Annotated in this window: 21 protein-coding genes and 2 tRNA genes; 12 read left to right on the top strand and 11 right to left on the bottom strand. The window is 71.2% G+C overall.

Annotation, left to right across the window (positions count from 1 at the left end; all coding sequences use genetic code 11):
• Positions 1–16 precede the first annotated feature (16 nt).
• On the top strand, positions 17–1,267 hold the full coding sequence (fabF, locus tag J2S59_RS11440) for a beta-ketoacyl-ACP synthase II (RefSeq protein ID WP_068119693.1): 1,251 nt from the start codon (positions 17–19) through the stop codon (positions 1,265–1,267).
• On the top strand, positions 1,267–2,730 hold the full coding sequence (locus J2S59_RS11435) for an acyl-CoA carboxylase subunit beta (RefSeq protein ID WP_068119695.1): 1,464 nt from the start codon (positions 1,267–1,269) through the stop codon (positions 2,728–2,730). The genes fabF and J2S59_RS11435 overlap by 1 nt, the downstream gene beginning before the upstream one ends.
• 20 nt (positions 2,731–2,750) lie before the next feature.
• On the opposite strand, the gene J2S59_RS11430 is transcribed toward J2S59_RS11435, so the two are convergent.
• The 3 genes from J2S59_RS11430 to J2S59_RS11420 form a co-directional block, all read right to left on the bottom strand.
• Positions 2,751–3,797: an alpha/beta hydrolase family protein gene (locus J2S59_RS11430; RefSeq protein WP_068119697.1), complete on the bottom strand. Its 1,047-nt coding sequence runs from the start codon at positions 3,795–3,797 to the stop codon at positions 2,751–2,753.
• A gap of 140 nt (positions 3,798–3,937) precedes the next feature.
• Positions 3,938–4,456 carry a DUF3145 domain-containing protein gene (locus J2S59_RS11425; RefSeq protein ID WP_068119699.1) on the bottom strand — a complete coding sequence of 173 codons (519 nt, stop codon included), beginning with the start codon at positions 4,454–4,456 and terminating at the stop codon, positions 3,938–3,940.
• Between the two features lie 171 nt (positions 4,457–4,627).
• On the bottom strand, positions 4,628–5,557 hold the full coding sequence (locus J2S59_RS11420) for an alpha/beta fold hydrolase (protein ID WP_068119701.1): 930 nt from the start codon (positions 5,555–5,557) through the stop codon (positions 4,628–4,630).
• Positions 5,558–5,757: 200 nt separating this feature from the next.
• On the opposite strand from J2S59_RS11420, the gene J2S59_RS11415 reads away from it, so the two are divergent.
• The 5 genes from J2S59_RS11415 to J2S59_RS11395 are packed head-to-tail and all read left to right on the top strand — an operon-like array spanning position 5,758 to position 10,347.
• A complete protein-coding gene (locus J2S59_RS11415) occupies positions 5,758–7,128 on the top strand; it encodes a hemolysin family protein (RefSeq protein ID WP_068119703.1) in 1,371 nt (456 codons plus the stop codon).
• Entirely contained in the window at positions 7,125–8,201 is a 1,077-nt protein-coding gene (locus tag J2S59_RS11410) for a hemolysin family protein (RefSeq protein WP_068119705.1), read from the top strand. The genes J2S59_RS11415 and J2S59_RS11410 overlap by 4 nt, the downstream gene beginning before the upstream one ends.
• Before the next feature lie 35 nt (positions 8,202–8,236).
• A complete protein-coding gene (locus tag J2S59_RS11405; protein WP_068119707.1) occupies positions 8,237–8,500 on the top strand; it encodes a DoxX-related protein in 264 nt (87 codons plus the stop codon).
• 7 nt (positions 8,501–8,507) lie between these two features.
• Complete coding sequence (locus tag J2S59_RS11400) at positions 8,508–8,996, top strand: hypothetical protein (protein WP_068119708.1); 489 nt, start codon at positions 8,508–8,510, stop codon at positions 8,994–8,996.
• A gap of 1 nt (position 8,997) precedes the next feature.
• Positions 8,998–10,347: a hypothetical protein gene (locus J2S59_RS11395; RefSeq protein WP_246360220.1), complete on the top strand. Its 1,350-nt coding sequence runs from the start codon at positions 8,998–9,000 to the stop codon at positions 10,345–10,347.
• A gap of 16 nt (positions 10,348–10,363) precedes the next feature.
• On the opposite strand, the gene J2S59_RS11390 is transcribed toward J2S59_RS11395, so the two are convergent.
• Genes J2S59_RS11390 through J2S59_RS11380 form a run of 3 tightly spaced genes read right to left on the bottom strand, consistent with a single transcriptional unit; the run spans position 10,364 to position 11,821 of the window.
• On the bottom strand, positions 10,364–11,095 hold the full coding sequence (locus tag J2S59_RS11390; RefSeq protein ID WP_068119711.1) for an SDR family NAD(P)-dependent oxidoreductase: 732 nt from the start codon (positions 11,093–11,095) through the stop codon (positions 10,364–10,366).
• Between the two features lie 54 nt (positions 11,096–11,149).
• Positions 11,150–11,602, bottom strand: coding sequence for a nuclear transport factor 2 family protein (locus tag J2S59_RS11385; RefSeq protein ID WP_068119712.1), 453 nt, complete (start codon positions 11,600–11,602; stop codon positions 11,150–11,152).
• Positions 11,603–11,611: 9 nt separating this feature from the next.
• Positions 11,612–11,821: a hypothetical protein gene (locus J2S59_RS11380; RefSeq protein WP_068119714.1), complete on the bottom strand. Its 210-nt coding sequence runs from the start codon at positions 11,819–11,821 to the stop codon at positions 11,612–11,614.
• Between the two features lie 152 nt (positions 11,822–11,973).
• Between J2S59_RS11380 and J2S59_RS11375 the strand changes: the two genes are divergently transcribed.
• Positions 11,974–12,588, top strand: a complete 615-nt coding sequence (locus J2S59_RS11375) for a malonic semialdehyde reductase (RefSeq protein WP_068119716.1) — start codon at positions 11,974–11,976, stop codon at positions 12,586–12,588.
• Here J2S59_RS11375 and J2S59_RS11370 read toward each other — a convergent pair.
• From J2S59_RS11370 to J2S59_RS11360, 3 genes are all read right to left on the bottom strand, one after another.
• Positions 12,534–13,439 carry a DUF72 domain-containing protein gene (locus J2S59_RS11370; RefSeq protein ID WP_181641767.1) on the bottom strand — a complete coding sequence of 302 codons (906 nt, stop codon included), beginning with the start codon at positions 13,437–13,439 and terminating at the stop codon, positions 12,534–12,536. The genes J2S59_RS11375 and J2S59_RS11370 overlap by 55 nt on opposite strands.
• A 65-nt stretch (positions 13,440–13,504) precedes the next feature.
• Positions 13,505–14,815, bottom strand: coding sequence for a fibronectin type III domain-containing protein (locus tag J2S59_RS11365; RefSeq protein ID WP_181641768.1), 1,311 nt, complete (start codon positions 14,813–14,815; stop codon positions 13,505–13,507).
• Positions 14,816–15,538: 723 nt separating this feature from the next.
• Positions 15,539–15,612, bottom strand: a tRNA-Ile gene (locus tag J2S59_RS11360).
• Positions 15,613–15,665: 53 nt separating this feature from the next.
• Here J2S59_RS11360 and J2S59_RS11355 point away from each other — a divergent pair.
• Genes J2S59_RS11355 through J2S59_RS11345 form a run of 3 tightly spaced genes read left to right on the top strand, consistent with a single transcriptional unit; the run spans position 15,666 to position 17,994 of the window.
• Positions 15,666–15,872, top strand: a complete 207-nt coding sequence (locus tag J2S59_RS11355; protein WP_068119720.1) for a hypothetical protein — start codon at positions 15,666–15,668, stop codon at positions 15,870–15,872.
• A gap of 37 nt (positions 15,873–15,909) precedes the next feature.
• Positions 15,910–16,668, top strand: coding sequence for a PIG-L deacetylase family protein (locus J2S59_RS11350; protein ID WP_306825128.1), 759 nt, complete (start codon positions 15,910–15,912; stop codon positions 16,666–16,668).
• A gap of 48 nt (positions 16,669–16,716) precedes the next feature.
• Positions 16,717–17,994 (top strand): AI-2E family transporter, encoded by a 1,278-nt coding sequence (locus tag J2S59_RS11345; protein WP_220138358.1) that lies wholly within the window; start codon positions 16,717–16,719, stop codon positions 17,992–17,994.
• Between the two features lie 15 nt (positions 17,995–18,009).
• On the opposite strand, the gene J2S59_RS11340 is transcribed toward J2S59_RS11345, so the two are convergent.
• The gene (locus J2S59_RS11340; protein ID WP_068119092.1) at positions 18,010–18,231 is read right to left on the bottom strand and encodes a putative signal transducing protein; all 222 of its coding nucleotides are present in this window, start codon (positions 18,229–18,231) and stop codon (positions 18,010–18,012) included.
• Between the two features lie 187 nt (positions 18,232–18,418).
• On the opposite strand from J2S59_RS11340, the gene J2S59_RS11335 reads away from it, so the two are divergent.
• Positions 18,419–19,618, top strand: a complete 1,200-nt coding sequence (locus J2S59_RS11335) for an IS481 family transposase (protein ID WP_306825127.1) — start codon at positions 18,419–18,421, stop codon at positions 19,616–19,618.
• Positions 19,619–19,686: 68 nt separating this feature from the next.
• On the opposite strand, the gene J2S59_RS11330 is transcribed toward J2S59_RS11335, so the two are convergent.
• Positions 19,687–19,759 (bottom strand) — tRNA-Asn (locus J2S59_RS11330).
• Positions 19,760–19,788: the final 29 nt, after the last annotated feature.

Genomic DNA, 19,788 nt, shown 5'->3' with positions numbered 1-19,788 from the left:
ACCGAAAAGGATCCTCATGAGCACCCGCGTCGTCGTCACCGGCCTCGGCACCACCTCGCCCGTCGGCGGTGACGTGGCCAGCACCTGGACCGCCCTCGTCGGCGGCGTGTCCGGGGTCCGCCCGCTGACCCACGACTGGGCCGAGCAGCTCGGCACGAAGATCGCCGCCGAGGTGGCGGTGGACCCGAGCGAGGTCCTCGACCGGGTCAAGGCCCGTCGCCTCGACCGTTCGGGCCAGCTCGCGCTGGTCGCCGCGCTCGAGGCCTGGGCCGACGCCGGGTTCTCCGTGGGCACCGACGAGGGCACCGACGGCCCCGACCCGCTGCGCATCGGCGTGGCGATGGCCTCGGGCATCGGCGGCGTCACGACGCTGCTGTCCAACTACGACGCGCTCAAGGAGAAGGGGCCGCGCCGGGTCTCGCCGCTGGCGATCCCGATGCTGATGCCCAACGGGCCCGCCGCGGCGATCGGCCTCACGATCGGCGCGAAGGCCGCCGTCCACACCCCCGTCTCCGCCTGCGCCTCCGGCAACGAGGCCATCGCGCTCGGCATCGACCAGATCCGCCTGGGCCGCGCCGACGTGATGGTCGTCGGCGGCACGGAGGCGGCCGTCCACCCGCTCCCACTGGCCGCGTTCGGTCAGATGATGGCGCTGTCGAAGCGCAACGACGAGCCCGAGCGGGCCTCGCGCCCCTGGGACAAGGGCCGCGACGGCTTCGTGCTCGGCGAGGGCGCTGCGGTGCTGGTCCTCGAGTCCGAGGAGCACGCCCGCGCACGCGGTGCGACGGTGTACGCCGAGGCGGCCGGCGCCGGCATCACCGCCGACAGTCACGACATCGCCCAGCCCGACCCGGAGGGCCTCGGCGCGACGCGCGCCATGGAGATGGCACTGCGCGAGGGCGGCCTCTCCGCCTCCGACATCCACCACGTCAACGCTCACGCCACCTCCACGCCGCAGGGCGATGTGGCGGAGGCGAAGGCCATCCGCGCCGCCCTGGGCGCCGCTGCCGACCAGGTGGTGCTGACGTCGACCAAGTCGATGACCGGTCACCTGCTCGGTGCCGCCGGCGCGTTGGAGTCGGTGGCCACGATCCTCGCGCTGCGCGACCGGGTCGTCCCGCCGACGATCAACCTCGAGGATCCCGAGGACATCGGCATCCAGATCGCGCGGGGCAAGCACCAGCTGCCCGACGGCCAGCTCGCCGCTCTCAACAACTCGTTCGGGTTCGGCGGCCACAACGTCGCCCTCGCCTTCCGGAGCGCGTGATGGTCTCGACCAGCTCGACCACCGAGGCGCCACGCTCCCCCGCACAGACCACCGCGACGAGTCCGGCGAAGCCGCCGCGCGAGCAGGACCCGCGCAACCCGCTGCACCGACTCACCGCGCTCTTCGACGAGGGCACCTGCTCCCCCATCACCGAGGACGACGGCTCGGGCATGCTGGCCGCCGTCGGCCACGTCGAGGGCAACCCCGCCGTCGCGTTCTGCTCCGACGCCACCGTCATGGGTGGCGCGATGGGCGAGGTGGGCTGCCGCGTGGTGGTCCGCGCCTACCAGCGCGCCCTCGCCGACGGCGTACCGATCATCGGCCTGTGGCACTCCGGCGGCGCGCGTCTGGCCGAGGGCGTGCTGTCGCTGCACGCCGTGGGCGAGATCTTCCACGCCATGACCCAGGCCTCGGGCAAGATCCCGCAGATCTCCGTCGTGCTCGGCCCGGCCGCAGGGGGTGCGGCGTACGGTCCCGCGCTCACCGACGTGGTGATCCTCGGTCCCGAGGGCCGCATCTTCGTGACCGGTCCCGACGTCGTGCGCTCGGTGACGGGCGAGGACGTCGACATGCTCCGCCTCGGCGGCCCCGAGCCCCACGGACGCCGCTCCGGTGTCGTGCACCTCATCGCCGAGACCGAGCGCGAGGCCCTCGACCAGGCTCGCGACGTCGCCACGCTGCTCGGCGCCCAGGGCAGCCTCGAGGTCGACGCCGTGGCCGACACCGACCTGGAGGCGCTGCTGCCGGAGTCGCCCAAGCGGGCCTACGACGTGCACCCGCTGGTCGAGGCCGTGCTCGACGCGGGCAGCGCGCTGGAGCTGCACGCACGCTGGGCGCCCAACATCGTCACCACGCTCGGTCGCTTCGGCGGCCGTACGGTCGGAGTCATCGCCAACAACCCCCTGCGGCTCGGCGGGTGTCTGGACTCGCTGTCGGCGGAGAAGGCATCGCGGTTCGTGCGGATGTGCGACGCGTTCGGCGTCCCGCTGATCGTGCTCGTCGACGTCCCCGGCTACCTGCCGGGTGTCGGCCAGGAGTGGGACGGTGTCGTCCGCCGCGGCGCCAAGCTGCTGCACGCCTTCGGTGAGGCCGTGGTGCCGCGGGTGACGCTGGTGACCCGCAAGACCTACGGCGGCGCCTACATCGCGATGAACTCCCGCTCGTTGGGCGCCACGAAGGTGTTCGCGTGGCCCGGCGCGCAGGTCGCCGTCATGGGTGCCGTGGCTGCCGTCCGCATCCTGCACCGACGCCGGCTCGCCGACGTCGCTCCGGAGATCCGGCACCAGGTCGAGACCGAGCTGGCAGCCGAGCACGAGCGGATCTCGGGCGGGGTCGACAAGGCGGTCGAGATCGGCGTCGTCGACGAGATCGTCGCCCCCGACCGCACCCGCTCAGCCCTGGCGCACGCGATCGCCGACGCCGGGCTCGTGCAGCGCGGTCAGCACGGCAACATCCCGCTCTGACCCGGGCGGCACGTCCGGCCTCAGACCCGTCCGAGGCTGTGGTCGAGGAACGTCCGCGTGCTGTGCATGAAGTCGGACCAGCGGGAGGAGAACTTGTGTGCCTCCCCGGCGTAGAACCGCAAGTCCACCGGGGCGCCACCGGCCTTGAGCCTGCTCGCCGTACGCCGGCTCCACCGCGGCAGCGTCTTCGCGTCGGCGAGACCGTGGTGGATCTGCACGGGGATCGTGATCCGGTGCAGGTAGGAGTCGGAGCTGATCTGGCGCCAGTACCTCGGGCGGGTGCGCGGGGTGCCGAAGGCGCCTTCGATCCGCTCGGAGAGCTGGCGGTGGGTGCGACGGGTGCCGACGAAGTGTCGGTAGTTGTCGGTCATCGACGCGCTCAGCGGTGAGTAGAGCACCGCTGCGTGGGCCAGGCGCGGCCGGGCGGCGAGTGCGTTGAGCACCACGCCCCCGCCCATCGAGCGGCCGAACAGCGCCAGGCGCGAGGTGTCGGCGTACGGCAGCCGGGCAGAGCGCACGGCCCGGACCAGGTTGATCAGGTCCTCGGCGTAGCCCCTCGGCCTGCGCACCGTGCGCCCGCGCGGCTCGGTGAAGGAGCCTCCGTAGTTGCGGTAGTCGGTCTGCACCACGACGTAGCCGGCATCGGCGAGGTAGGCCTGCTCGCGCTCGAGCGTGGCGCCGCTGAAGTAGACCGCGGGGTCGACGTACCCGTGCGCCATGACGACGACCGGGAACGGACCCGGGCCCTGCGGGACGCTGATCGAGCCGGTGACCTGACGCCCCGCAGAGCGGTAGACGATCTCCTGCATCCGGTGCCCCGGGGTCTCCCACAGCGTCGACCGGATGCGCAGCTGACCCCCGTCGAAGCGGGTGCGGGCCAGCGTCGGGATGTGGCTGACGTTGAACGGCGTCGACACGTCGTTGTGGGCGCCGTAGCGCGGGAAGGCGTACGCCGAGCGCGCCGGCGCAGCGCCGGGGATGAGGACGGCGACGAGGCCGGCGATGGCCAGACCGGTCAGGATGAGGAGGAGGGGGCGCCGCGACGAGCGGGCGGGGCGGTTCTGCACGGGAGAATCATCGGGTCGGCCCCCGGGTGAAATGACCGATTCGACGCCCCGTTATCGATCCGTGAGGAAAGCGTGTCCCTGGCTTGCGGATTCCTTGCGGTTTGGGCGATTCGCGCAGGTCAGCAGGTGTCCTGGGTCACTCAGACGACGTGGTGCAGCCACCGCACCGGAGCCCCGTCGCCGGCGTGCCGGAAGGTCTCGAGCTCGTCGTCCCACGGCTTGCCGAGGAGCTTGTCGATCTCGAGCAGCACGGTGGTGTCACCGAGCGCGGCCTTCACCACGGCCGCCTTGAGCCGGTCCTCGGGGATCATGATGTCGCCGTGCAGGCCCGTCACGGCGTGGAAGACGCCGAGGTCGGGGGTGTAGGAGAACCGCGCCGCCTCGCTGCTCGGCGTCGCGTCCTCGGTGACCTCGAAGCGCAGGTGGTTCCACCCGCGCAGCGCGGAGGTGATCGCCGCGGCGGTACCGCTGCTGTGCGACCACGAGTACTCCGCGCGGTAGGTGCCGCTCTGCGCGGGCTGCGGGGTCCAGTCGAGGTGCACGGGCACGCCGAGCACGCCGCCGAGCGCCCACTCGATGTGCGGGCACAGGGCGGACTGCGCGGAGTGCACGTAGAGCACGCCGCGCGTGGTGGCCTGGGTCGAGGCACGTGTGGTCACCGAGGGCTCCTTCGTCCTTGCTCCGGCGCGAGCTGCGCCTTCCCCAGCGTTCTCGGCAGTCGGAGGTGGACGATCGGCCGTCGGCTTCGCCGGTGGTCGACTCCTGGTGGTGCTGTGTAGTTCTGTGGCCATTGTGACGCACGAGGCGTCATTGCGCCAGCATCGACGTCGTCAGGCGTGCGCGGCGCCTCCCGCGTCGGTGTCCGCCCGGGCGGGGTGACACACGACGCCCAGCACGTCGCGGGCGATGCCGAGGCCGCCGAGGTGGCTCTCGCCGTCGATCACCGACAGCGTCGCATGCGGCATCCGCGCCACCGCGTGCTCGCCGTGCCGGAACGGGACGATGTGATCGGCGTCGCCGTGCCACCAGTGGACCGGGACCCGGACGTCGGCCAGGTCGAAGCCCCAGTGCCGACAGAACAGCACCAGGTCGGAGAACGGCGCGCTCATCTGGAACCGGCTGCCGTTGAGGAGGTCGTCGACGAACATCGCCTTGAACTCCGGGCGCGCCAGCAGGTTGCGGTCGCCGGCCGGCTGGAAGTGACCGTAGAGATCGACGGCGGGGTTCGCCAGCGGACGCACCACCCGGATGACCCCGCTCACCGCGGCCCCCATGGCCAGGCGTCCGCGCCGCAGCACGGGCTCGAGGCGGACGGCGAGCTGGATCGGTCCGCCTGCGGCGGCGTCGGGACCCACCGTCGGCGCGACCCCGCCGAGGACGCCCACGGCCTCCACCCGGTCGGGGAAGGCGGCCGCGGCGGCCAGCGCGTAGGGCCCACCGCCCGAGAGACCGACGGTGCGGAACGTGTCGATGCCGAGCGTGTCCGCGAAGAGCGCCAGGTCCTCGGTCCAGTCGAGGACGTCGCGGTAGAGGTGCGGGGTGGAGCTCCCGATCCCGGGACGGTCGATGCCGATGATCCGCAGCCCCTCGGACTCCGCGATCGCCCGCGCCTCGACGGGCACCTGCCGCCGGGCACCCGGGGTGCCGTGCATCCACACCACGACCCGGCCCCGCGGTACGCCGTACTCCGCGAAGCCCAGGCGTCGCCCGTCGCGCACCGCGACGGTGCCCTCGAGCCGCGGCCGTGTGACGTCCGTCATGGACGAGGATCATGCCACCGCGCCCGCGCCGACGGGACCTGTTCCGCCCGACGGACCCGGTCCGTCCCTGCACTGCACGCGGTAGCGTCTGGTCAGACCGATCCGCGACCGAAAGGCACCTGGGCCAGGATGGCCGACGACCAACCCCCTGATCGCCGCCCCTCCTCGTCACCTTCGCACCGCACCGCCCGGAGCCTCGCGTGACCGAGCTGCTCCTGCTGCTCCTGGCGCTGCTGATGGTCGCCGCCTGCGGGCTGTTCGTCGCTGCGGAGTTCTCGTTCGTCACCGTCGACCGCTCGACCGTCGACCGGGCCGCGTCCTCCGGCGACCGCGGGGCCGAGGGGGTGCAGCGGGCGTTGCGCACGCTGTCGACCCAGCTCTCCGGCGCCCAGGTCGGCATCACCATCACCAACCTCGCGATCGGCTACCTGGCCGAGCCCGCGCTCGCCCGCCTGCTGCAGGAGCCGCTCGCCGACCTCGGCCTGAGCGCGAGCCAGGCCTCCGGCGTCGCCTTCGGCCTCGGCTTCACCCTCGCCACCGGCTTCACCATGATCTTCGGCGAGCTGGTGCCCAAGAACCTCGCCATCGCCAGGCCGCTGGCCACCGCCCGCGGCACCCAGCTGTTCATGCGTGCGTTCACCGGCGCGATCGCGGTGCCGATCCGCTGGCTCAACGGCTCAGCCAACGGGCTCGTCCGAGCCCTCGGCATCGAGCCCCAGGAGGAGCTGCGCTCGGCGCGCACGAGCGAGGAGTTCGTCTCGCTCGCCGCCCGCTCCGCCACCGAGGGCACGCTCGACTCCGAGACCGCGCATCTCGTGCAGCGGTCGGTGGCCTTCGGGCCGCGCATGGCCGCCGAGATCATGACCCCGCGCGTGCAGATGGTCGCAGTCGACGTGAAGGACCCGGTGACCCGGGTGATCGCCCTGTCGCGGGCGACCGGCTACTCCAAGTTCCCCGTCACCCAGGGTGCCAGCGACAACGTCGTGGGAGTCGTGCACGTCAAACAGGCGGTCGCGCTGCCCTGGGGCGAGCGCTCCACGAAGGTGCGCGACGTCATGGTCCCGCCCACCGTCGTCCCCGGCTCGCTGCGCCTCGACCCCCTGCTGACCCTGCTGCGCGGCGAGGGGTTCCAGCTCGCTGTGGTGGTCGACGAGTACGGCGGCACCGACGGCGTTGTCACGCTCGAGGACGTCATCGAGGAGATCGTGGGCGAGATCGCCGACGAGCACGACCGCTACGGCAGCCAGATCCGCGCTCGCAAGGACGGCTCCTGGACGCTGTCGGCGATGCTGCGCCCCGACGAGGTCGCGGACGTCAGCGGGGTGTCGCTGCCGGAGCACGACGACTACGACACCGTGGGCGGCCTGATCATGCGTGCGCTCGGACGGGTTCCGGTGCGCGGTGACAGCGCTGTCGTGCCCCTGCCGGTCGAGCACCCCGAGGACGGTGATCCCCCGCCGCCCGACGTCGCCGAGCTCACCGTCGAGCGGATGGACGGCCTGCGGGTCGACCGGGTCCGGATGGTGCGCCGCGCCGCCCGACCCGGCGAGCACGAGGAGGCGAGCCGATGAGCGACTACACCGCACTCCTGCTGGCGATCTTCCTGCTCGTCGCCAATGCGTTCTTCGTCGGCGCGGAGTTCGCCCTGATCTCCGCACGCCGGTCCCAGATCGAGCCGCGAGCCGCCGCCGGCTCCCGCGTCGCGCGTACGACGCTGCGGGCGATGGAGCAGGTCTCCCTGGTCATGGCCGGCGCCCAGCTCGGCATCACCGTCTGCTCCCTGGGCCTCGGTGCGGTCGGCGAGCCCGCGGTGGCGCACCTGATGGAACCGCTGTTCGCCGCCCTCGGCGTCCCCGACCACCTCGTGCACCCGGTCGCGTTCATGATCGCGCTGACGCTCGTGGTCTACCTGCACGTCGTGCTCGGGGAGATGGTGCCGAAGAACATCGCGATCGCCGGCCCGGAGCGCTCGGCGCTGCTGCTGGGGCCGCCGATGATGGTCGTCGTCACCATCATCAAGCCGCTCGTCGTCGCGCTCAACGCGACCGCCAACGGCATCCTGCGCCTCTTGCGGGTCGAGCCGCGCGACGAGATCGCCTCGGCCTACACCCGCGAGGAGGTCGAGGCGATGGTCGACGAGTCCCGCCAGGAGGGCACCCTCGCCGACGAGGAGTACGAGCGGCTCGCGGGTGCGCTGGGATTCACCGGTCGCCAGGTCGCCGACGTCGCGCTGCCGGTCGAGACCCTCCAGTCGGTGCACCGCGGCGCACGGGTGATGGACCTCGAGGCGGCGTGTGCCGCTACGGGCTACTCCCGCTTCCCGGTGGTCGGCGACGACGACGAGCTCGTGGGCTACCTGCACATCAAGGACGCCCTCGAGGTCGACCCCGAACGCCGTACGCGCACCATCGATGACAAATGGGTGCGCCCCTTCGCCAACATCCGTCCCGTCGACACCTTGAGCGAGGCGCTGCAGACGCTGCGCGCCAAGGGTGCCCACATGGGCCGGGTGGTCGAGGCCGACGGACAGGTGCGGGGACTCGTCATGCTCGAGGACGTGCTGGAGGAGCTCGTGGGCGAGATCCGCGACGCGACCCGGGCCGACGCCCCGTCCGACGATCCGTCGGGCGCACCACTACCCTGAGCCCGTCCGCCCCCGCACCCTCAGCAGGAGGAACCGTGAAGAACTCGTTGGTCCGCGCCACCGGCATCGCCCTCGCCGCGACGGGAGGTGCGCACTTCGTCGCTCCCGAGATCTTCGAGGACCTCACGCAGGCGGCGTTCCCGCAGGACACCGAGACCTGGATCAAGCGCAACGGCGCCACCGAGGTGGCCCTCGGCCTCGGTCTGGTCAGCCGTCGCACCCGCAAGCTGGCCTCCGTCGGTCTCCTCGCGTACGTCGGCCACCTGGCCTTCCGCATGGCTGGCAACCGCAAGGGCTGACGCCGCCGTGACCCTCCACCCCCGCACCCCGCGCCGCGCCCTCCGCAGCGCCGGGGTGCTGCTGGCCGCATTCCTGCTCGCCGCGTGCGGCGGATCGGCGCAGGACTCCGTCAAGGAGGACCCGGCCGTCACGGAGTCACCGGCGCTCCAGGCGACCCCTTCGCCCGAGGCCGAGGAGTCGCCGGCCGAGGACCCCTCGCCCGCCCCAGAGCCTGTCTCCTCCGACGGTCCCTCGGAGGTCATCCTCGGCATCGAGGTCGCCGGAGACTCGATCTCCCCGAACGCGATCAAGACCTCGCTGCCGGCCGGCGGCATCCTCACGCTGCGGATCACCGCCGACCGCTCCGGGGAGTTCCACGTGCACGCGCGTCCGGAGTCCTACATGCAGTTCGGCCCGGGCGAGACGACCAAGAGCGTGACCCTCGAGAACCCCGGGATGGTCGAGATCGAGGAGCACGACACCGGCTTCACGATCGCCATCATCGAGGTTCGCTGAGGTGGACGTGGGCCGTCGCCCCTCCGGGAGCGTCGGTGACCACGTCCTCGCCCACGGGGTCGGCGGGGCCGCGGACCTGCCGATCCCGGCGGAGTGGGCCGTCACAGGTGGTGCCGCCGCCCTCGCCCTGACGTTCGTCGTCCTGCTCCTCGCCTGGCGTACGCCCCGGTTCGCGAGCGCGGCCGAGCGCCCCGTGCCCCGGCTGGACCGGGTCGTCGGCTCGACGGCGTTCGTCGTCGCCGTGCGGCTGATCGGCCTGGTCGCCACGGCGTACGTCGTGGTCGCGGCGGTCTGGGGCGAGGACTTGCGCCTCAACCCGGTGTTCGGCGTCGTCTACGTGCTGCTCTGGGTCGGACTGGTCCCGGCCAGCCTGCTGCTCGGTCCCGTCGTCCGGACCCTGAGCCCGCTGCGCACCCTGCACGTCGTGCTGTCCCGCCTCACCGGTGGCGACCCTGCCCGCGGGCTCGTCACGCTCCCCCGCTGGCTCGGCTACTGGCCGGCGGCGCTCGGCCTGCTCGCCTTCGTGTGGCTCGAGCTGGTCCACCCCGAGCAGACCTACCTCACCCCGGTCCGGGTCTGGTTCGCCTGCTACGCCGGGGCGATGCTGGTCGGGGCCGCGGTGTTCGGTGACCGCTGGTTCGCTCGGGCAGACCCGTTCGAGGTCTACTCCACGCTGGTCGCCCACCTCTCGCCGTGGGGCCGGAGCGACGACGGGGCCCTGGTCGTGCGGAACCCGCTGCGCAACCTGCGGACGATCCCGGTCGAGCCCGGCCTGGTGGCGGTCGTCGCCGTGCTGCTCGGCAGCACGGCCTTCGACAGCTTCCGCGAGGCTCCGGTGTGGCGCCGGGTCGTGCAGGACCTGACCTCGGGCGCCACGTGGGTCAACACCGGCGTCCTGGTCGCCTTCTGCGCGGGCGTCGCGCTGGCCTTCTGGGCCGCGACCGTTGCCGTGCGTCCGCGCCGGCCCTGGACCCGACGCGAGGTCCCCGGCCTGTTGGCGCACTCGGTCGTGCCGATCATCCTCGGCTACATGGTGGCCCACTACGCGTCGCTGCTGGTGGAGTACGGCCAGCAGACCATGATCTATCTCAGCGACCCGCTGGTGCGCGGGGACGACCTCCTCGGCACCGCCGACCTCACCGTCGCCTACGTGCTGTCGTCACGCCCGGGCATGCTCGCGACGCTCAAGGTGGTCGCGATCGTGCTCGGGCACCTGCTCGGCGTCCTCGCTGCCCACGACCGCTCGTTGGAGCTGCTCGACGAGCGTCGGCGGGTCAGCGGTCAGCTGCCGTTGCTCGCCGTGATGGTCGCGTTCACGTTCGGCGGGCTGTGGCTGCTGTTCGGGATCTGATCGGCCTCGACCCGGATCAGCCCTGCATCCCGTCGAGGGCGAGGACGGCGCCCGAGATGTAGCCGGCGGCCGCCGAGGACAGGTAGACGATCGACGCCGCGACCTCTGCGGGCGGCATGAACGACGTGCCGTCCAGGAGCGGGTTCATCCGGTCGGTCAGGCGCGGGTGCAGGTCCGACGGGTAGCTCTTGGCGACCTCGGCCACGAGCGGCGTGTCGACACCCCCGGGGCACACGCAGTTGACCCGGATCCCGTCGGGCGCCAGCTCCATCGCCAGCGAGCGGGTCAGATGGACGAGCCCGCCCTTGGCCGCGGCGTACGCCGCCACGTAGGGGTTGGGGATCCGGCCGGCGACGGAGGCGACGTTCACGACCGACCCGCGCGCCGTGCGCAGGTAGGGCAACGCCGCCTGCATCGTCAGGAACGGCCCCTTGAGGTCGACGGCGAGAGTGCGGTCCCAGACGTCCTCGGTGATCGTCTCGAGCCGCCCGAACTGCGGGATGCCGGCCACGTTGGCGAGGACGTCGATGCGCCCGTCGACGGCAGCACCGTCGATCGCCGCGGTGACGGCCGCGCGATCGGTGACGTCGCAGGTCACCAGTTCCGCGCCGGCAGGGGCGGTGCCCGCGACGTCCAGACCCACGACCCGGTCACCCAGCTCGACGAAGGCCGCCGCGGTCGCGGCCCCGATCCCCGAGCCGGCTCCGGTCACGACGACGACCCGTGGTGCTCCGTCTGCAGCAGTCATGGTCGACAACGTAGTCCACCAACGAGAACGTGTTCTCGTTTCTGCGGGCGCGCCTCAGCCCGTCGGGTCGAAGCGCAGATGTGTGGAGAGGTCGCCCACGAGTCGCATCCCCATGCGCCGCTCGGCGAAGCACCACTTCCCGTCACGGCGGGCGAAGACGTCGTCGTAGGTCCCGGTGAGCAGCGGGCGCAGCTCTCCTCCGTCGGGCTGGTGGAGCACGAGGTACGACGAGCGGCAGGCGAGACGGTCCGCGTCGTCGCCCGGATCGGCGAACCGGGTGCCGAGCACGAGGTGGTGGGTGCGCGGTGTGCCGTCAGCGTGCAGGCGCAGCGAGCCGCGATAGAACGCCGTCACCTCCGCCGCCCCGGTCGCGAACGGCGTACCGGTCTCATCACACAAGCGGGCATCGGCCATCAGCTCGCCGAGGGCGTCGAAGTCGGCGGCGTCGACGAGGTCGCCGTAGATGCTGAGCAGGTTGCGGACGCGGTCGGCGTCGGAGAGGGCCACGCCCGGAGCCTAGAGTCGCGGGCTCCCCCAGCACAGCGGGCACTGCGCGCCGCCATCCGCGCGAGGACCGACCAGGTGCAGTGTCTCGAGCCCGGTGCCGCAGAGCGTCTGGTAGGAGCCGGGCCGGGCCGCGTGCACGACACCGCACGCCGCGATCAGCTTTCCGGCCCGCCGCTCCGGCTGCTCCTCGCAGTAGCTGAGCAGTCGCGGCTCCGTCATGGGCCGACCGTACGACGGCCCCGCCCCCGGCGGCATCGGCCGAACGGTCGATTCGTCATGGCGAGACCGGGGTCACAGCCGGATCGGGAACACCGACGGATCGCTGGACGCTTCAACCTTTGACGTACCCGCCCCCGACGAACAGGACCCCCATGACTGCGACCCAGACCCGCCTGCCCGTGCTCGACGAGACCGGGCGCTCCGCGCTGTTCACTGCCGCTCGCACGGTCAACAACTTCGCCGACACCCCGGTGAGCGACGAGGAGCTGCGTTCGATCTGGGAGCTGGCCCGGTGGTCGCCGAGTGCCGCCAACAGCCAGCCGCTGCGGGTGCTGTTCGTCCGCACCGAGGAGGGCAAGGCGCGCCTGCTCCCCCACCTGGCGGAGGGCAACCGCACCAAGTCCGCGCAGGCCCCCGTGGTCGCCGTGCTCGCGCACGACGTGGACTTCCACGAGCACATGCCGCGCGTCTTCCCGATGGCGGGCGAGTCGCTGCGGGACGGGCTGGCCCAGGACGAGTCCGCCCGGGTCGGGATGTCCTCCTACAGCGCAGCGCTGCAGACCGGGGTGTTCCTGCTCGCCGTCCGGTCCGTCGGCCTCGCAGCCGGTCCGATGAACGGCTTCGACCACGCCGGCCTGGACGCGGAGTTCTTCGCGGGCACCAACTGGCGCAGCCAGCTCGTGGTCAACATCGGCCACCCCGGTGCCGACCCCTACTTCGACCGGCTCCCCCGCCTCGAGCTCGACGAGGTCATCGCCTGGGCCTGAACGACCTCGGGCTCGGCGTGCTCGGCACGCCAGTCCGGGTCGACGCGCTCCATCAACGCCATCGCGTCGTGCGGCGCGAAGCCCTTGGCGTCGTTGTCGAAGTAGACGACGACGTCCGCGTCCTCGGCCCAGTCGTGGCACCGCTGCGCCCACCGGTCGAGCGCGTCGGAGGAGTAGCCGCTGGTGTAGAGCTCGGTGTCGCCGTGCAGGCGGACGTAGACCAGGTCCGTCGTACGCCGGGTCGCCATCGGGAACTTCTGGGCGGTGTCGGCGACGACGCACGCGATGTCGTGCTCGGCCATGAGGTCGAACGACTCGTCGGTGCAGAACGACTCGCTGCGGAACTCCAACGCGTGGCGCAGCGGTCGGTCCTCATCGGTGGTGGTGAGCGCACGGTCCTCGGGGACCTTGTCGTCGTGACGCGTCGCCAGCTCTGCCGCCTCCCCGGTCGTGCGCGGCAGCATCCGGTAGAAGTCCGCCATCCGCTCGGCGTCGAAAGGCAGTCTCGCGGGCAGCTGCCACAGCACGGGTCCGAGCTTCGACCCGAGGCCGAGCACGCCGGAGGCGAAGAAGTTGGCCAGCGCCGTCTCGACGCCGCGCAGCTTCAGCATGTGCGTGATGTAGCGCCCTCCCTTGACCGCGAACACGAAGTCGTCGGGGGTCTCGTCGCGCCATCGGGCGTACGACGTGGGGCGCTGCAACGAGTAGAACGAGCCGTTGATCTCGATCGAGCTCAGCCGCGCCGCTGCGTACGCGAGCTCGCGGCGCTGCACGAGACCCTCGGGGTAGAAGTCGCCGCGCCACCCGGCGTACGTCCACCCCGAGATGCCGACCCGGATGCGTCCTGCCATGGCTGCACCGTGCCCGCGGAGGGCCGATGCCACGCCCGGCCGGGGTCAGCCGGGCTCGGCCGGGGTCAGCGGCGGGCGATGAACCCGTCGATGGCTACCGGCTTGCCGCTGCTCAGCACCCGGACGACCAGTCGGCCCGTGCGGACCTTGCGGGTGGGCTTGAGACGGATCACCCGCTGGTGGTGGACGTTCTTGGTGCCCAGGTTGACCGTGCCCAGCGTCTTGCCGCCGTGGACGACCCGGACCTTCCCGCAACGGGGACAGCTCCGGACGACCAGGCTCACCTGCTTGGCCTTGACCCTGCTCAGCGCCAGCGTGGCACCCTGACGGCTGGTGGTCGTGAGCGTCCTGCTGTAGGCGCGAGGTGCACGTGCCTTGCTCCAGGCGGTGCCTGCGTTCAGCCGGCGCTCGTCGGTCGCGATGGCGCGACAGGTCGCCGGACTCCATGGACCCGTGACGCCGCCGGTGTTGCGAGCCCGGACCTGGAAGCAGGTGGTCCGTCCTGGCGCCAGGTTCCACGGTCGGGTGGTCCCGCTCAGACCGCGCAGCACCCGCCACCGGGTGAAGGGACCCTGCGCCGTGGCCGTACGGACCCGCAGGTCGTAGCTGCGGATCGGCGCCGGCGCGGTGGCCTCCCACGCCAGGGTCACCTGGCGCTGGGTGCCCGCCTTGACGGTGAACGGGGTCATCGTGGCCCGGGGAGCCACCGCCTGGCCGACCCGGTCCACCGTGGCCAGCCGACCGTTGTCGGTGTAGACCACGGTGAAGACGCCGCCCGGCGTCGCCGTCACCTGCGGGGCCGGTGTGACCACGTCGGTGTCGGACGCGCCCGCGAGGTCACGCGGACGCTGCCATGTGCCGCCGACCGGGCGGTACGCCGCCTGCGGCCGGCCCTGTCCGGTCTCCCTGTCGTCGGTGGACCAGGTCGCCAGCAGGTTGCCGTGTCCGTCGGAGGCCAGCTCCGGCGCCGACGGGTGCGGCAGCCGCCCGGTCAACGCCACTGCCTTGCCCCACCGCCCCCGCGGGCCGCGCGTCATCGCCATCACGCGACCAGCTCCCTGTCCGCTGACCCAAGCGACCGTGACCGTCCCGTCGTCCGCCACCGTGACGTCGGCATCGCGCACCACGCCTGGCGCCTCGAGGATCCGCTCCGCCCGCCACCGGTCCCCCGGCGCTTTTGTGATCATCGTGATCCGCGAGGGCGAGGTGAACCCCTCGTCGTCGTGCAGCGCGGCGACGACGTAGGCGGTGCGGTCGGCTGTGGTGTGCGCGCGAGGGTCACCGTTGGTGAAACCCATCGCGATCCGGACCGGCTCGGTGGCCCGAAGTCCAGCCCCGCCGCTTTGCGCCCACAGCGCTCCGGAGGCCGACGACATCAGCAGATGCACGACGTTCCGCTCGCCGAGAGCCAGGACACCTAGACGATCGCGGCGAGCGAACAGAAAGCCGCTCCCCATACCGGCTCCGGTTGGCCCCCATTGTCCTCCGGCCGACTGAACACTCAGAACCTCGCCCCCACCACCAGAGCCGTCGGCCCCGTGATCCACCCACCGGTGCAAGATGTACGTTCGACCGTCGGGATCTGCGACGGCCCCGTAGCCGGTCGTGCCCACGTGGATACTCCAATCCTGGTCGTGGGCGTACGTAACGGGGCCGGTCCACTCACTCCCGTGGCTCTTGGTCCGCACCTCGTCATGAGTCACGAGGGTTGCCGTCCCTTCTCGGTTCATGGTGACGACCGGCGCCAGGTCATACCAAAGTTCACCCGCGGCGTGCACGGGACGCTCCCAACGTCCACCAGCCCGACGGACTGCTACGGCGACCGCCCGGTGCCACTCGTTGGGTGAGGCCTCGCCCCACGCCACCACCGCATCACCAGCATCGTTCGCCGCGACATCGAAGCGCTCGACCGTCCCGGTGCTGAGGTAGCGCGGGTCGGTCCACTCCGGGACCGCTGATGCCGGCTGAGAGAGGCCGAGGGATAACAGGAGTCCCGACAGGGCGACGGGCAGGACGACACGAGCGCGCAAGAGTTTCTCCCAGGAAGACGAGGGCCCAGGATATGCGCCGAACGCGGCCGGTTGAGCCGCGTCACCACGTAGGCCGGGTGGGACTTGAACCCACGACCCAAGGATTATGAGTCCTCTGCTCTAACCGACTGAGCTACCGGCCCTCGGGGCGTCAACCTACCGGGTGACGACGCAGCCGACCGGGTAGGGAACACACATGGACACCCTCGCCGTCGTGACCGCCGCCGCGGCCCTGATCACCGGCATGACCCTGCCGGCCGGGGTCTGGCGCATCCTCGCCTACCGCTCGGGCCAGGTCGACCATACGCCGGGCATGCGCAACGTCGGGATCCTCGCGCTCAGCCTCGGGATCGTCTCCGCGACCGTCCTGGCGGTCTGCGTCGTGCTGCTGGCGACCCGCTGATCTGGCCCGCGCCGGGGTCGCCGCCTACGGTCGAGCCATGACCACCGACCCCGCTGACACACCCGCCCCGCTCTCCCCGGTCGACGAAGACTGGCAGCGCGCCCTGTGCGTGGTCGCGCACCCCGACGACATGGAGTTCGGCACCGCCGCCGCCGTGGCGCGCTGGACCGACCAGGGCAAGGAGGTCGTCTATTGCATGGTCACCAGCGGCGAGGCCGGCATCGACGGCATGCGCCCCGACGAGGCGCGGCGGGTGCGCGAGGCGGAGCAGGTGAAGTCCGCACGGTTGGTCGGCGTCGACACCGTCGAGTTCCTCGGCCAGCCCGACGGGATCCTGGAGTACGGCGTGGCCCTGCGCGCGGTGATCGCCCGCGCCGTGCGCCGCCACCGTCCCGACGTGGTCGTGACCAACAACTTCCGCCCCTCGTGGGGCGGGCGCTCGCTCAACCAGGCCGACCACATCGCCACGGGTATGGCAACGCTCGACGCCGTGCGCGATGCCGGGAACCGCTGGGTCTTCGCCGACCAGTTGACCGACGGGCTGGAGCCCTGGGGCGGTGTCCGCGAGGTCTGGGCGGCGGGGTCCCCGGACGCGCAGCATGGGGCCGACACCACCGCGACCTTCGACCGCGGGGTGGCATCGCTCGAAGCCCACCGCGCCTACATCGACGGACTCGGCTGGGACCACTTCGACCCGGAGGAGTTCCTGGAGTCGGGCTCGCGGCCGGCCGGGACACGGCTCGGCGTGACGCACGCGGCGACCTTCGAGGTCTTCGGCATGGGATGGGGTGGGTAGGAACCCGCGGCTGACATGATCAGCCCGAACCCGACCCCAGGAGGATCCGTGAGCGACATCGCGCCACCCGGCGGCCATCAGCGCAAGGCGCCGTCGGTGCCCGGGATGCGCCCCACCCGTGGTGAGCTCGCATGGCGCGGCATGGTGAAGCTGGCGTGGTTCAGCGTCGCGACACTGGTGATCCTCGCGTTCGCCGTCGTGGTGCTCGAGGTCGTCGGCGCGCTGTGGGTGGTCGTCCTTCCGGTGCTGCTGGGACTCCTGCTCGCGACGGTGCTCTCACCGCCGGCCGCGCTCCTGCGGCGGGTGCTGCCGGACGCGTTGGCTGCACTCGTCGTGATCCTCGGCGCGTTGGGGCTGCTCGTCGGGCTCGGGTTCGCGCTGGCGCCCAGCGTCGCCGGTCAGAGCGAGGACGTCGCCGACGCGGTCGTCGCCGGCCTCACCGACATCCAGGAGTGGCTCAAAGGCCCGCCGTTCAACCTCGGCGAGGAGCGCATCGGCGAACTGATCGACCAGGGCATCCAGCAGCTGCAGAGCAACGCCGAGACGATCGCCGACGGGGTCCTCGTCGGGGTCAACGCGGTCAGCGGCATCGTCCTCAACCTGCTGCTCGCGCTGGTCTTGTGCTTCTTCTACCTCAAGGACGGCCCGAAGTTCGTGCCGTGGATCTCCCGGCTCAGCGGCCCGGTCGCGGCCCCGCACCTCGCGGCCGTCTCCCTCCGGATTTGGAACGCTTTGGGCGGCTTCATCCGCGCTCAAGCGCTGGTGGGTCTGGTCGACGCCGCCTTCATCGGCGTCGGACTGCTGATCATCGGCGTCCCGCTCGCGCTGCCGCTCTCAGTGCTGATCTTCTTCGGTGCCTTCATCCCGATCATCGGTGCGTTCGTCACCGGCGCCGTCGCGGCGCTCGTCGCCTTGGTCACCCAAGGCGTCACCGCGGCGATCATCGTGGTGATCTTGATCGTCATCGTGCAGCAGATCGAGGGCAACGTCCTCCAGCCGATCCTGGTCGGCCGCAGCCTGGACCTGCACGCCGGTCTGGTGATCCTCGCGGTCACCGGGGGCGGGTCGCTCTTCGGCATCATCGGCGCGTTCCTCGCCGTCCCCGTCGTCGCGACGGCCACCACCCTGGTCCGCTACCTACGTCTGCAGCTCGACGAACACGCCCGAGATCCGGAAGACGCGCCGCAGGCCGCACCCGACGCCCATGAGGCGAAGGACGACGAGCGTGCCGAGACCATTGCCGAGGAGGCGACCACGGACGAGGTCACCGCTTCGGACGGCGTCGCCGCCAAGGGCGAGAGCGGCTCGTCCCCCGGCGCGAGCTGACCGACCCAGCGGGCCTCAGGGTCGCAGCCACTCCCCGAGCTCGGCATCGACCATCAGCTGACGTGCCTCGGACTCCTGCTCGTCCGGCACCAGGACCCGCATCGGGATGGCGAGGATGGAGCCCTCGAGGACGCTCATGTTGCGATCGGTGACCTGGTGCGGGATGCCGGCGTCGTTGAGCAGCGCCTCGACCAACGCGACCAGTCCGACCTCGTTGGTCCGCAGCAGCTCAGCCATGCAGCTCTCCTCGGTCGTCGATGCGCAAAAACCAGAAGGGCCTGCCGCGCTGCGGTCAGGCCCTTCTTGTCTTGCTCCCCCGGTTGTGTGTTGGTCCAGGACATCCCGGACTGATGTCTCAAGACATGCCGGACTGATGTCTCACGACATGCCGGACTGAGTGCTGAGCCGGCTCAACGCTCCGGCCATGTCGAAAACCAGACTGGTGATCACCGCTGTGGTGATCCAGAACCGTCCTGTCCACGAGGTCGCCGCCGAGTACGGCATCTCACGGTCCTGGCTCTACGAGCTGCTGGCCCGCTATCACACCGAGGGCGAGGCGGTCTTCGAACCGCGCTCGCGCCGACCCAAGAACATCGCGAACGCCACTGCGGAAGAGGTGGTGGAGCTCATCGTCGAGCTCCGCGAGAAACTCGCTACCACCGGGCTCGACTGCGGCCCAGACACCATCAAGTGGCACCTGGAACACCACCACGGCGTCGAGATCGCTCGCACGACGATCTCCCGACACCTGACCGCTCGCGGCCTGGTGGTCCCGGAGCCGAAGAAACGCCCGAAGTCCTCCTACATCCGGTTCGAAGCTGCTATGCCCAACGAGCGTTGGCAGTCCGACTTCACCCACTACCGCCTCACCCGCCCCGACGGTCACCCCGGTGCGGACACCGAGATCTTGAGCTGGCTCGATGACTGCTCCCGCTTCGCGCTCTCGGTCACCGCACACGTCCGGGTCACCGGCACCATCGTGCTCACCACCTTCCGCGCGAGCGTGACCATCTACGGGATCCCGGCCTCCACCCTCACCGATAACGGCATGGTGTTCACCACCCGCCTGTCCGGCGGCAAGGGCGGACGCAACGGCTTCGAGCACGAGCTGCGGCGTCTGGGCGTGCGGCAGATCAACTCCACCCCGAACCACCCGACTACCTGCGGCAAGGTCGAACGGTTCCAGCAGACGCTGAAGAAGTGGCTACGCGCCCAACCGGTCCAACCGAGCACCGTCGAAGAGCTCCAGGCACTGCTGGACCGCTTCGTCGAGACCTACAACCACCACCGACCGCACCGGTCGCTACCGCACCGCGCCACCCCCGCGACCATCTACACCAGCCGCCCCAAAGCAACCCCTGAGCAACACGCTCGCGCCGATGACACCCACGACCGGGTCCGCCGCGACCGCATCGACAAGACCGGCAAGATCACCCTGCGCCACAGCGGACGGCTCTACTCCATCGGCATCGGGCGAACCCACGCCCGAACCCGCGTGATCGTCCTCGTCCAGGACCTCAACATCCGCATCATCGACGCCGCCACCGGCGAACTACTCCGCCAACTGGTCCTCGACACCACCAAGCGCTACCAACCGATCCCACGCCCGAACACATCGAGCTGAAAATGAAGGACGGCCGAACCCAAATGGCGTGGGTTCGGCCGTCCGCGATGTCCTGAGACATCACATTGCTCCCCCGGTTGGACTCGAACCAACAACCCTCCGGTTAACAGCCGAATGCTCTGCCAATTGAGCTACAGGGGAATATCGCGGTCACGGACCACGACGGCCGG

The organism is Nocardioides massiliensis (genome assembly GCF_030811215.1).
Classification (GTDB): domain Bacteria; phylum Actinomycetota; class Actinomycetes; order Propionibacteriales; family Nocardioidaceae; genus Nocardioides_A; species Nocardioides_A massiliensis.
This window is presented reverse-complemented; position numbering and strand designations above follow the sequence as displayed.

Coding starts and splice junctions, on each gene's coding strand:
- J2S59_RS11420 (WP_068119701.1), bottom strand. CDS start 5,557: ATGACGGACGTCACACGGCCGCGGCTCGAGGGCACCGTCGCGGTGCGC.
- J2S59_RS11390 (WP_068119711.1), bottom strand. CDS start 11,095: ATGACTGCTGCAGACGGAGCACCACGGGTCGTCGTCGTGACCGGAGCC.
- J2S59_RS11365 (WP_181641768.1), bottom strand. CDS start 14,815: ATGTCGTCGGCCTCCGGAGCGCTGTGGGCGCAAAGCGGCGGGGCTGGA.
- J2S59_RS11350 (WP_306825128.1), top strand. CDS start 15,910: ATGACCACCGACCCCGCTGACACACCCGCCCCGCTCTCCCCGGTCGAC.
- fabF (WP_068119693.1), top strand. CDS start 17: ATGAGCACCCGCGTCGTCGTCACCGGCCTCGGCACCACCTCGCCCGTC.
- J2S59_RS11335 (WP_306825127.1), top strand. CDS start 18,419: ATGTCGAAAACCAGACTGGTGATCACCGCTGTGGTGATCCAGAACCGT.
- J2S59_RS11380 (WP_068119714.1), bottom strand. CDS start 11,821: ATGACGGAGCCGCGACTGCTCAGCTACTGCGAGGAGCAGCCGGAGCGG.
- J2S59_RS11435 (WP_068119695.1), top strand. CDS start 1,267: ATGGTCTCGACCAGCTCGACCACCGAGGCGCCACGCTCCCCCGCACAG.
- J2S59_RS11375 (WP_068119716.1), top strand. CDS start 11,974: ATGACTGCGACCCAGACCCGCCTGCCCGTGCTCGACGAGACCGGGCGC.
- J2S59_RS11355 (WP_068119720.1), top strand. CDS start 15,666: ATGGACACCCTCGCCGTCGTGACCGCCGCCGCGGCCCTGATCACCGGC.
- J2S59_RS11410 (WP_068119705.1), top strand. CDS start 7,125: ATGAGCGACTACACCGCACTCCTGCTGGCGATCTTCCTGCTCGTCGCC.
- J2S59_RS11340 (WP_068119092.1), bottom strand. CDS start 18,231: ATGGCTGAGCTGCTGCGGACCAACGAGGTCGGACTGGTCGCGTTGGTC.
- J2S59_RS11370 (WP_181641767.1), bottom strand. CDS start 13,439: ATGGCAGGACGCATCCGGGTCGGCATCTCGGGGTGGACGTACGCCGGG.